Origin of the sequence: Agrococcus jenensis (assembly GCF_003752465.1) — a bacterium.
In the GTDB taxonomy this organism is placed as follows: Bacteria; Actinomycetota; Actinomycetes; order Actinomycetales; family Microbacteriaceae; genus Agrococcus; species Agrococcus jenensis.
In genome coordinates, this window is sequence record NZ_RKHJ01000001.1 from 347,144 (window position 1) to 358,531 (window position 11,388).

Consider the following 11,388-nt stretch of genomic DNA (forward strand, 5'->3'; position numbering starts at 1 on the left):
CGACGGCCAGGACGTCGGCCGGCAGGCTCACCGCAGCCTGCCGATGACGGCCGCGAGGCCGGGCAGCTGGTCGCCGAGCGGCTCGAGGCGATCGAGCGTGCCGGCGTCGTGCCCGGTCAGCACGTGAGCGACGTCCATGCGCCGGATCTCGTCCAGCACGCGGTACGACTGCGGCACGTCGACCATCGAGACGAACGGCATGTCACGCTCGAGCTCCTCGACGAAGTGCGCGGCGTCACTCGCGATGAGGACGCGGCCTGCCGTCGTCTCGACGATCGCCATCGACTGGCCCGGCGTATGCCCGCCGACCTCCACGAGCTCCACACCGTCCGCGATCGGGGCCCGCTCGCTGAACGGCCGGAGGCGACCCTCCGCCTGGACGCGCCGCAGCTCCTCGACCTCGTCGGGATCCCCGAAGTGCGAGAAGAGCGCGCGCGTCGCGATGTCGCTGGTCCAGAAGTCCATCTCGGACTGCGCGATGTGGACCGGAGATGCTCCGAACGCCGGCAGGTTGCCGATGTGGTCGTAGTGCGCGTGGGTGACGACGACCGGCACGCCCGAGGCGGGCTCGACGCCCAACCGGCGCAGCGCCTCCAGCGGGTCGATCAGCACCTCTCGCCCGCGCGAGGCCGCACCTGCTGCGGAGTAGCCGGTGTCGACGACGATCGCCTCGTCACCGCGGCGCAGCACCCAGAAGAAGTAGTCGAGCGTGAACGGGCCGTCCGGCTCGCCGTAGAACGGGTAGTTGAGGAAGACCTCGCTCCGTCGCGTGTCGCGCGTGCCGTGCCGCACGACCACGACCTCCCACGGATGCTGCGTCTGCATGCTGCCCTCTCCGTACCAGCTATGCGCCGGAGCCGGAGCCGCCTTCGTGGACCGAGACGGTCGGCTCGATGCCGTCGGCACCGACGACCTCGCGCCAAGCGTCGAAACCGGCCTGGAAGGCGACGATGCCCGCTTCGGGCAGCGCGATCTCGATCGCCTCGAGGATCTCCGTGGGCGTGAGGCCCAGGTCGAGCGCGACGCGGATGTGCGACTGGATGTGCCCCTTCGAGGCGCGCATGACCGTCAGCGAGACGATGAAGATGAGCTCCTTCGTCTTGCGGTCGAGCGTGCGCTGGTCGAGGTACGCGGCGGAGACCATCTGGTTCGCCGCCTGCAGCACCGGGAAATCCTGCTTCGCCATGACCTTGTGATAGTCGAGCACGTAGCCGCGCTTGCGCGCCATCTCGTCGATGTAGTCCTGCGGGTCGATGGTCGTCATAGGGGCTGCCCTTCGTCGATGCTGATGCCCGTCGCCCTCGCGTAGACGCGAGCGATCTCGGTGTGGTCGGGGTGCTCGCCGAGGCCGGCGCGGCCCTCTGCGAGCGTGGTGAACGCGGCTCCGGTCACCGGCGCAAAGCCCACCTCGCCCGCCATCTGCACCGCGATGCCCATGTCCTTGAGCATCAGGTCGTAGGCGAATCGCGAGGCGTAGGTGCCGGGGAGGATGTGCTGAGGGAACTTGACCTGCGTCGCCTGGCTCATGCCAGTGGATGCATTCAAGACCTCGACCATCGTCGCGGGCTCGATGCCGAAGTGCTTGGCGACGGTGACCGCCTCGGTCGCGGCTGCGATGTTTGTCGCGCTCACGAGGTTGTTCAACGCCTTCGCGGCGTGCCCGGCACCAGCCGGGCCGACGTGGACGATGGAGGTGCCGACCGTCTCGAGGTGCGGCATGGCGCGGGCCACCGCGTCATCCTCGCCACCGACCATGATCGTCAGCTCACCGGTCTCCGCCTTCGCGATGCCGCCGGAGACCGGTGCGTCGACGTACTCGAGGCCGAGGCCCGCCGCGAACGCGGCGAGCGCGCGGGTGCTCGCCGGCTCGCTCGAGCCCATGTCGATCACGAGCGCTCCCTTCGGCAGTCGCGCGAACAGACCGTCGCCCTGCAGCGCCTCCTCGACGTGACGGCTGGTCGGCAGCATGAGGATGACGACGTCGGCATCCGCACCCTGCGACGCCAGGTCGGACACCGCGACCGCGTCCGACGCATCGGCGACCGCCTTCGCGGCCTCGGCGAACACGTCGTAGACGCGGGTCTCGAAGGCCGCGGCGTGCAGGCGCGCCATCGGCGCACCCATCCGCCCAAGGCCGAGGAAGAGGGTGACGCTCATGCGAACGCCTCCTGACGGTCGTCGAGATGCTCGAGGGCGATCACGGATGCCGCCATCACGTGGGCGACGGAAAGCTCGTACGCAGCGTCGGCGTCGCCGCGCGCGATCGCGGCGACGACCGCGCTGAGCTCCGCGCGCATCTGCGGGTGGCGGTTCGGCGACGACAGCGTGACTGCCCGAAGCTGGCTGATGCGAGCCTGCACGTTGGCAAGCTGCTCCCCGATGATGTGGTTGCGGCTCGCCGCGATGAGCGCGGCGTAGAAGTCGTTCTTGACCGCGAGCAGTGCTTCGAGGCTCGCAGGGGCCTCCTCGTCGATCTTCGAGAAGGCGTCCTCCAGCGCGCCGATGGATGTCTCGTCCCCGTGCTCGGCGGCGAGGCGCGCCGCGGCAGCCTCCAGAGCGGCGCGCACCTCGTACAGCTGCCGGGCCTCATCGCGCGTCAGGCGTGTGACGACGGGCCCCGATCCCGGTTCCATGCGGATCAGCCGCTCCGACTCGAGCTGCCGGAGCGCCTCCCGCACGACCGTGCGGCTCACGCCCAGCCGCTGCTCGACGGCCTTCTCAGTGATCCGAGAGCCCGGGGCCAGCTCACCCCGCATGATGGCGGTGCGGATCTCCTCCACCGCCTGCTCCCGCAGGGGCGCTGCACGTCGTTCCAGCATGGGGCGACCTCCTCGTCTGTATGACCGTAATACGATCATACCTGCGGGAGCAAGTCAGCGCGGTCCGCGACCCAGCTTCGACGGCCACCATGTGTTCGGCCCGATCTCGAGCGCGAGCGCGGGCACGAGCAGCGAGCGCACGAGGGTCGTGTCGATGAGCACGCCCAGGGCGACGATGATCGCGAGCTGCAGCAGGAAGAGCACGGGGATGACGCCAAGGGCGGCGAAGGTGGCCGCGAGCACGACCCCGGCTGAGGTGATGACGCCTCCGGTCACGCGCAGCCCGCGCAGCACGCCGCGTCGGTGCCCGATCCGGCCGACCTCCTCGCGCACCCGCGTCATGAGGAAGATGTTGTAGTCGACGCCGAGCGCGACGAGGAAGACGAACGCGAAGAGCGGCACCGACGGATCCATCGCCGGGATGCCGAGCGCCGTGAGGATGAGCGCACCGACGCCGAGCGCGGTGCCGTACGACAGCACCGTCGTGGCGAGCAGCAGCAGCGCGGCGGCGATCGAGCGCAGCAGCAGCATCAGGATGAGCGAGATGACGACGAGCACGATCGGGATGATGAGCGCGCGATCGCGCTGGGACGCGTCGTTCGTGTCGATCGCTGTGGCCGTCGGCCCGCCGACGATGCCGTCGGCGGACGCGCCGTGGACGACATCCCGCAGCTCGCGCACGACCTGCTGGGCCTCGTCGGAGTCGGGTGCGGCGACGAGCGTCGCCTGCAGCAGCACCTGCCCGTCGACGACGGTCGGGGCGGCCGCCGCGAACGGCGACGCGGGGTCGACCGGCAGCGGGATGGACCCGGACGGCGAGTCCTCGCTCGCGACCGCGACACCCTCGACGCCCTCGGCGTCTGCCAGGGCCTCCGCCACCGCGTCCTGATCCGCCTCCGGCACGACGACCTGCGTGGGGCTGCCCGAGCCGCCCGGGTAATGCGCCGACAGCAGCGCCTGCCCGTCGCGTGCCTCGGACTCGCCGACGACGAAATCGCTCGAGGGCACGCCGTTGGCCTGCAGCTGCGTGACGCCGAGCGCGCCAGCGCCGAGCACGAGCGCGGTGACGATCCAGACGGCCCGCGAGCGGCGGTCGACCAGGCGGGCGACGGCGCCCCACACGCCCTTGTCCTCGGGCTTCGTGCGGGGACGCGCGGGCGTCGGCGCGACGGGCCAGAAGGCGACGCGGCCGAACGCGAGCAGCAGCGCGGGCAGGAGCGTGAGCCCGGCGAGGATCGAGGTCGCGATCCCGATGGCCGCCACCGGCCCGAGCTGCTGGTTCGAGACCAGGTCGCTCAGCAGCAGGCAGAGGAGGCCGGCGATGACGGTGCCGCCGGAGGCGACGATCGGCTCGGTGGAGCCGCGCAGCGCGGCGAGCGTCGCCTGCCAGCGCGACTGCGTCTGCCCGAGCGCCTCGCGGAACCGCGCGGTGTAGAGCAGCGCGTAGTCGGTGGCGGCGCCGACCACGAGGATGAAGAGGATGCCCTGCGTCTGACCGCTGAGCGTCAGGATGTCGGCCTGCGCGAGCGTGAACACGATGAGGATCGCGAGGCAGAGCGCCGCCACGGACGTGAAGAGGACGAGCAGCGGCAGCAGCGGTGAGCGGTAGACGAGCACCAGGATGATGAAGACCGCGCCGAGGGCGACGAGCAGCAGGATGCCGTCGATCCCCTCGAAGGCCGCTGCGATGTCGGCGGTGAAGCCGGCCGGCCCCGTGACCGCCGCCTGCACGCCCTCGCCCAGGTCGGCATCCGTCACCTCGGCGCGCAGCTCCTCGACGACCCCGGTGAGGTCGCTCGACGGCCCGCTCGCGTCGAGCAGGGCGACGATCTGCGCCGCCTGGCCGTCGTCGCTCGGCACGACGGGCGAGGTCTCGACGACGCCGTCGAGCTCGGCGATGGCCTGCTGCAGCGCGTCGACGCCCTCGAGCGCGGAGGCGTCGAGCTCCGCGTCGGCCGCGACCACCACGATCGCGGGCAGCTCGTCGGCACCGAGGAACTCGGGCAGCAGCGCCTGCACCTCGGTCGACTCGGCAGTCGCCGGCAGGAAGCTGGTCTGGTCGTTCGAGACGACCGTCGAGAGCTTGCCAAAGGTCGGCCCGCCGATGCCCGCGGCCGCGAGCCAGCCGAGGATGAGCACCGCGGGGATGAGCACCCGCAGCCAGCGGGGCACGCCGCGGCGTTCGGAGCGGTCGGTCGGGTGCGACGAAGTCATGCAGACAGACTATATGTACTCGGCCTACTTGTCGTCGGCTAACGATGCGAGGGTCGATGCACCTCGCCGCACTCCGTGGTCACGGCCGTGCCACGACCTCCACGCCCGCGTCTCGCAGCTCGTCGAGTGCCGTCGCCCGCGACTCCGCAGCGACCGCCGACGTCAGGCCGTCGATGACGCGCACCTTGATGCCGGCGAGCGCCGCGTCGAGCGCCGACGACTTGACGCAGTAGTCCGTGGCGATCCCCACGACGTCCAGCTCGTCGATCCCCTGCTCGGCGAGCACCTCGTCGAGCGTCTCGCCATCGTCGGTGACGCCCTCGAACGCGGAGTAGGCGGGCTTGCCCTGCCCCTTCTTGACGTGCACGTCGATCGCGAGCGCGTCGAGCGCCGGGTGGTACTCAGCCCCGGGCGAGCCCGCGACGCAGTGCACGGGCCACGTGTCGACGAAGTCGGGCGCGCCGGGCGCGAAGTGGCCGCCGTTGTCGCCGGTCGCGTCGTGCCAGTCCCGGCTGGCAGCGACGAGGTCGTAGGCGTGGGCGCGGAGGTGCTCGGTGATGGCCGCAGCCACCGCGGCACCGCCGTCGGTTGCGAGGGCGCCGCCCTCGGTGAAGTCGTTCTGGACGTCGACGATGAGGATGCCACGGGTCATGCATGCAGGGTAGCGAGGGGCCGTGGGTCAGGTCGCTCCATGGTGCATCGCAGACGGGCTCTGCCACCATCGACCCATGAGCCAGCACCCCAGCCGCGACGCGGCCGCCGAGCACCTCCGCACCGCTCTCGCCGAGATCGATCCCGACGGCAGCGTCGACCGGTCGGAGGTCGAGGGCCACGCGATCACCCACCACCCGCGCGAGGGGGTCGAGGACGACTGGCGCGTCGCCGAGGGCACCGAGCTCGAGCAGATCGTCGGCCGGCTGCGCGACCGCTGACCGGCGCGGTGCTCAGCCATCGCTCAGCCGCTTCGCGAGGTCGCTCGCCGCATCGGCCCCGAGCCCGTCCTTCAGCTGTGCAGCCAGCGCGTCGACGTCCAGGGCAGGGCGCGCCTTGAGACGGCCGACCGATCCGGTCAGTCCCTGCACCAGCGCGAGGATGGCCTGGTCGTAGCTGTACTGCCCCGGGGCGATCTGGCCCTCTCTGATGGCCTTCACATATGCGAGGGTCTCGTCGAGACGCTTGCTCGCGTCGTCCACCTTCTGCACCATGGCGCGCAGCTCGTCGACGGTCACGTCGCCCCACGAGTACCTGCCACGACCGCCAGGGCTCAGGAGGTTGTCGAGGTGGTCGCGCAGTGCGGCGATCTCCGCGCGGATCTCGGCTGCTTCGGACATGGTGAGCTCCCCTTCTGCCTTGCTGTCGTGCGCGCTCGCGACGCCCGGCGCACCGGCGAGCGGCTGTATCGGCCGGAGGTAGCCGAGCAGGTGCCGCTTCCTGATCGTGCTGCGCTCCGAGTACCGATGCCCCATGAAGTTCTGGTTCATGACGTCCAGGCTCGGGCCACGGTCGCGCTCCACGACCGCAACATGCCCCGACTCCGACTGTGGCCGAGTCATCGCAGCCGACCAGATCGCGACGTCGCCCCACTGCGCTCGTGCGTCGCCCGCGACCCGCTGGAGCCATCTGCTCGGGCGATCCACGTCGGTCTCGAATTCCGTCCACCACTGCCACGCGAAGTCGGCGACGTGGCCGATGCCCCAGGGCGCACCGAGCACCCGCATGTAGTAGTCGCGGACGAGATCCGTGCACTGCGGATGTGGCTGCCCAGCCGAGTTGTCGATCTCCTTGCCCTCGACGTCCTCCAGCCACTCGGCGAAGGTGATCACGGATCCTCCGCTCCCTGGCAGCAGCGTCTCGCGATCGCACGCGTGACCGCGGCACCCGTGACCGGTGCGCTTCCGTTTCTACTCGCCGCACTGGCGCTCGTCCAGGTGCGATCTGAGCGACGCGGACCGCAGGCCGACAGCGCTGACTCACGCGTCCGTGGTGCACCCTGAGCCGATCGAGCGTCGACCCTGCGCTCGCCCTCTGCGTCACCCCGGCCGCCGTCCAGTCGGCGTCCCTACCGTTCGAATATGCAGAGCCTCGCCGTCACCGACACCCTCCTCACCGATGCCCTGGTGGGTGCGATCCTCGACGAGCTCAACGAGGGCGACGCGGGTCTGCAGGACCTCGACCGGTGGGCCGCCCAGTCGTCCATCAAGCCCGACCGCGTCATCGTCGGGCCTGACATCACCTACGTCCGACTCGCCGGCGAAGCGGAGCACGGCGGGCCCGTCATCCTCATGCACGTCGAGCACACATGGGAGCGAGCGGCACCGCGGCCGCTCGCACCCCGTGTCGACGACCTGGCGCTGCACCGCGCGCGGCGCAGGATCGCGGCGGGCACGCGCGTGCGCGAAGCGCGTCGGGCGGCGAGCCGCGGATAGCCCCGGGACGGCGGAACGGCCCCGACCCGGTCTCCTCGAGGAGTCCCGGTGGGGCCGTTTCGGTGGTGGTGCCGCCTCGGAGAATCGAACTCCGGACCTATTCATTACGAGTGAATCGCTCTGCCGACTGAGCTAAGGCGGCGTGCCGAGGCACGATCAACGATCATAGCGCATGTCTCGATCGCACCACGAACCGTCGGCCGTGGCTACACCGAGCGCCAGTCGTCGCTCTGCAGGTGCGAGCCGGCCTGCGGACCCATCTGCAGCATCCCGCCGTCGACGACGATGGAGGCGCCCGTCACGTACGAGGCGGCGGGCGATGCGAGGAAGGCGATGACGGATGCGATCTCCCGCGCGTCGCCGGGCCGGCCGAGCGGGATGCCCGGGCGGTCCTCGCCGTGGGGATCCTCGTCGGTCTGGCCGGTCATCGGCGTTGCGATCTCACCGGGCGCGACGGTGTTCACGGTGATGCCGTGCCGCCCGAGCTCGAGCGCCGCCGTCTTCGCGAGGCCGCCGAGGCCGTGCTTCGCGGCATCGTAGGCGCTCGAGCCGACGCGCGGCTGGTGCTCGTGCACGCTCGAGACCGCGATGATGCGGCCTCCCGCACCGCCTGCGACCATCCGTCGAGCTGCGCGCTGGATGCAGACGAAGGCGCCGCTGAGATCGGTCTTCACGATCTCGTCCCACTCGTCGTAATCGAGGTCGAGCAGCAGCGTCGCACCGCCCGTTCCCGCGTTGTTCACGAAGACGTCGAGCCCGCCGAGCTCGTCGGCCAGGCTGTCGACGACGTCGCCGCATCCGGGGATGTCCGTCGCGTCGAGCCGCGCGACCGCCGCCCGCACCCCGTGCGACAGCACCTCCTCGGCGGTGTCGAGGGCGCCCTGCTCATCGGTGTGCCAGGTGATGCCGACGTCCATGCCGGCCTCGGCGAGCGCGACGGCGGTCGCGCGGCCGATGCCTGAGTCGGAGGCGGTGACGATCGCGCGGCGCGGCTGGAAGCGCGTGTCGGCGTCGTTCGCGGTGCGGGTCTCGCTCGTGTTGCTCATGCCGGCGACGGTACGCGCGGCGTCTGCGAGCGCGCTCCGCTCCCCCGCCGCATTCGCTGAGATGCCGGGCGCTCAGCAGTCGAGCTGCGCGGTCGGCGCGATGCCCTCCAGGAAGTAGCGGTTCACGGGCTGGTCGACGCACTCGTTGCCGGTGAAGTACTGCCCGTGCCCCTCCGCCTCGACCGAGATCAGCACGCCCGACTCGAGCATCGCCGCGAGGTCGACGGCCTGCTGGTAGGGCGTCGCCGGATCGTTGACGCCGCCGATGACGATGATCGGCTCGGCCCCGGGCGCGGTGATCTCGTGCGGCTCCCGGGTGGCCTCGACCGGCCAGCCGGCGCAGCTGCCGAGGCCCACGAAGTCCGGGCCGAGCGTCGGCGCGGCCGCCAGGATCTGCTCGGCGTTCGCGCGCACCTCGTCGAAGTCCGTCACGGCCGGGTAGTCGAGGCAGTTGACCGCGATGAGGGTCTCGAGCGAGTTGTCGGCGAACGTGCCGTCCGGGTTCACGCCGTAGTACGCGTCCGCCTCCGCGAACGCCGACTCCCCGCTGCCCGAGAGCACGTCGGTCAGCACGCTGCGCAGCGTCGACCACTGCGCATCCGCGTAGAGGTTCGCGGCGATCGCGGTGAACAGCGCGCTCGCGCCGAGCTCGCGGCCGTCGGCGACCGGGATCGGCTGGGCGTCGAGGCGGTCGAGCAGGTCGCGCGTCTGCTGCAGCGCGTCCTCCTTCGAGCCGACGAACGGGCAGTCGTCCTGCTGCAGGCAGTCGGTGACGAAGTTGCCGTACGCGAGCTCGAAGCCGGCCGCCTGGTAGAGCGTGCCCTCGAAGTCGGTCGAGTCGGGCGCGACGGCGGCGTCGAGCACCATCCGTCCGACGTTCTCGGGGAACAGGTCTGCGTAGGTCGAGCCGATCAGCGTGCCGTAGGAGACGCCGAGGTAGTTGAGCCGCTCCTCGCCGAGCAGCGAGCGCACGAGGTCGAGGTCGCTCGCGACCTGCTCCGTGCCGATCTTGCCGAGCAGCTCGCCGCTGTGCTCGAGGCACGAGTCGCCGAGCCACTGCGCGTCGGCGAGCTGCTGCTCGAGGTCCTCGTCGCTGAGCGGCTCGGGCCGCGGCCCATCCGGGATCTCCCACAGCCAGTCGTAGAGCTCCTGCGGGTCGTCGTAGCAGGAGATCGGCGTCGAGGCACCGACGCCGCGGGGGTCGAAGCCGACGAGGTCGTAGTGCTCGCGCACCTCGGGACGCAGGAGGTAGTCGGCGTACTGCTGCACGTACTCGACGCCGGATGCGCCCGGGCCGCCGGGGTTGTAGAGGATCGCGCCGAGCCGCTCACCGGTCGCCGGCGCGACGGTGACCGCGACGTCGATCGACTCCTCGCCGACCGCGAACCAGTCGAGCGGCGCGTTCACGGTGCCGCACCAGTTGTCGTCGCACTGCTGCCAGTCGACGTCCTGCTCGAAGTAGCTCGCGAGCTCTGGGGCGACGTCCTCGCCGGTCGGCGTCCAACCCGGCCCGTCGGCGACCGTCGGCACCGGCGGCGCCAGGATGATGCACCCGGTCAGGGCGACCGAGGTCGCAGCGACGACCGCGGTGAGGGCTGCGAGGCGGCGGGTGCGGAGCATGCCTCCAACGGTACGCGGCGTCGGGCGTGCGACCCCACCGCCGCGGCGCATGATCCGCTCAGCGGCGCTCGCTTCAGCGGCGCTGCGCCGCGCGCGCGGCGCGCACGAGCATCGCCTCGAGCGCGAGCACCGGCGGCACGTTCGCCTCGATGCGCTCCCGCGCGATGCGGATGCTGTCGAGCACGTCGATCACGGCGGCGCGCTGCAGGTAGGCGGCCGCGGCGAGCACCGTGGGCCGCATCGCCTCGTTGACGAGATCGCTGCCCACGCCGAGCTGCGTCATGAGGATGTCGCGGTAGAGCGAGAGGAGGTCGACGAGGATGCGGTCGACGCCGTCGCGCATGCCCCGCTTCGCGCGCTGCTTCTGCGCGTCCTCGAGCTCCTTGAGCTGGCGCCGCAGCGCCGGGGGCACGGTGCCGCCCGGCTCGATGCCGAGCTGGTGGAGCGCCTGCGCGCGCTCCGCCTCGTCGCGCTCGGCCGAGAGCGCGTCGGCGTCGGCCGTGGCGATCTCGACGTAGCGGGCCGCCGCGAGCACCGCCGACGCGGCGGTCGACACCCGCATCGCGATCTGGAGCGTCTCGGCGCGACGGGCGCGCGCCTCCTCGCTCGTCGCCAGCCTGCGCGCCATGCCGATGTGGCTCTGGGCCTCGCGCGCGGCGCGCGCGGCGACCTCTGGGGCGACGCCGTCGCGGTCGATGAGCAGCTGCGCGACCGCTGCCGGGTCGGGCACCTGCAGCGTGAGCGTGCGGACGCGCGAGCGGATCGTCGGCAGCAGGTCGGCCTCGCTCGGTGCGCACAGGATCCACACCGTCTCGGGCGGCGGCTCCTCGAGTGCCTTGAGCAGCGCGTTCGACGTGCGCTCGGCCATCCGGTCGGCGTCCTCGACGACGATCACCCGGTACCGGGCGGTTGACGGCGCGAGCGACGCGCGCTGCACGACGGCGCGGGCCTGCGCGATCGTGATGAGCACCCCCTCGGTCGAGAGCGTCACGAGGTCCGGGTGGGTGCGCGCCTCGACGAGCGTGGCGACCCCCTCGTCGATGCCGGTCGGCGGCGACAGCAGCGCGGCCGCGAACGCGTAGGCGAGGTTCGAGCGGCCGGAGCCGGGCGGGCCGGTGAGCAGCCAGGCGTGCGTCATGGCGCCCGACCCGTCGACGTCAGGATCGACGGCGGCGGCCCGCTGCAGCTGCGCGACGGCATCGGCCTGGCCGACGCTCGCGTCCCAGCCGCTCGCCATGCGCACCCTCTCGTCCGCGGCCGCCA

General features: G+C 71.6%; 12 protein-coding genes and 1 tRNA gene. 2 read left to right on the plus strand and 11 right to left on the minus strand.

The genetic code is table 11. The annotated features are described in order from the left end of the window. Window positions 1-27 precede the first annotated feature (27 nt). The 6 genes from EDD26_RS01695 to EDD26_RS01720 form a co-directional block, all read right to left on the minus strand. A complete protein-coding gene (locus EDD26_RS01695; RefSeq protein WP_123696130.1) occupies window positions 28-825 on the minus strand; it encodes an N-acyl homoserine lactonase family protein in 798 nt (265 codons plus the stop codon). Between the two features lie 19 nt (window positions 826-844). Then, window positions 845-1,264, minus strand: coding sequence for a carboxymuconolactone decarboxylase family protein (locus tag EDD26_RS01700; protein WP_123696131.1), 420 nt, complete (start codon window positions 1,262-1,264; stop codon window positions 845-847). After that, a complete protein-coding gene (locus EDD26_RS01705) occupies window positions 1,261-2,157 on the minus strand; it encodes an NAD(P)-dependent oxidoreductase (RefSeq protein WP_123696132.1) in 897 nt (298 codons plus the stop codon). The genes EDD26_RS01700 and EDD26_RS01705 overlap by 4 nt, the downstream gene beginning before the upstream one ends. Continuing rightward, entirely contained in the window at window positions 2,154-2,780 is a 627-nt protein-coding gene (locus tag EDD26_RS01710; protein WP_170165493.1) for a GntR family transcriptional regulator, read from the minus strand. Before EDD26_RS01710 ends, EDD26_RS01705 begins: the two co-directional genes overlap by 4 nt. A 93-nt stretch (window positions 2,781-2,873) precedes the next feature. Beyond that, window positions 2,874-5,033, minus strand: a complete 2,160-nt coding sequence (locus EDD26_RS01715; RefSeq protein ID WP_123696134.1) for an MMPL family transporter — start codon at window positions 5,031-5,033, stop codon at window positions 2,874-2,876. A 79-nt stretch (window positions 5,034-5,112) separates the two neighbouring features. After that, entirely contained in the window at window positions 5,113-5,685 is a 573-nt protein-coding gene (locus tag EDD26_RS01720; protein WP_123696135.1) for an isochorismatase family protein, read from the minus strand. A 76-nt stretch (window positions 5,686-5,761) separates the two neighbouring features. Here EDD26_RS01720 and EDD26_RS01725 point away from each other — a divergent pair, with 76 nt between their 5' ends. Then, complete coding sequence (locus EDD26_RS01725) at window positions 5,762-5,965, plus strand: hypothetical protein (RefSeq protein ID WP_123696136.1); 204 nt, start codon at window positions 5,762-5,764, stop codon at window positions 5,963-5,965. A 12-nt stretch (window positions 5,966-5,977) separates the two neighbouring features. On the opposite strand, the gene EDD26_RS01730 is transcribed toward EDD26_RS01725, so the two are convergent. Next, window positions 5,978-6,856 carry a CHAP domain-containing protein gene (locus EDD26_RS01730; RefSeq protein WP_123696137.1) on the minus strand — a complete coding sequence of 293 codons (879 nt, stop codon included), beginning with the start codon at window positions 6,854-6,856 and terminating at the stop codon, window positions 5,978-5,980. A gap of 249 nt (window positions 6,857-7,105) precedes the next feature. Here EDD26_RS01730 and EDD26_RS01735 point away from each other — a divergent pair, with 249 nt between their 5' ends. Further along, the gene (locus EDD26_RS01735) at window positions 7,106-7,459 is read left to right on the plus strand and encodes a hypothetical protein (protein ID WP_123696138.1); all 354 of its coding nucleotides are present in this window, start codon (window positions 7,106-7,108) and stop codon (window positions 7,457-7,459) included. A 66-nt stretch (window positions 7,460-7,525) separates the two neighbouring features. On the opposite strand, the gene EDD26_RS01740 is transcribed toward EDD26_RS01735, so the two are convergent. The 4 genes from EDD26_RS01740 to EDD26_RS01755 form a co-directional block, all read right to left on the minus strand. Further along, window positions 7,526-7,601 (minus strand) — tRNA-Thr (locus EDD26_RS01740). Between the two features lie 64 nt (window positions 7,602-7,665). Beyond that, window positions 7,666-8,505: an SDR family oxidoreductase gene (locus EDD26_RS01745; protein ID WP_123696139.1), complete on the minus strand. Its 840-nt coding sequence runs from the start codon at window positions 8,503-8,505 to the stop codon at window positions 7,666-7,668. 72 nt (window positions 8,506-8,577) lie between these two features. Further along, entirely contained in the window at window positions 8,578-10,125 is a 1,548-nt protein-coding gene (locus tag EDD26_RS01750; RefSeq protein ID WP_170165494.1) for an alpha/beta hydrolase, read from the minus strand. 73 nt (window positions 10,126-10,198) lie between these two features. After that, a complete protein-coding gene (locus EDD26_RS01755) occupies window positions 10,199-11,362 on the minus strand; it encodes a DNA polymerase III subunit delta' (RefSeq protein WP_123698385.1) in 1,164 nt (387 codons plus the stop codon). Window positions 11,363-11,388: the final 26 nt, after the last annotated feature.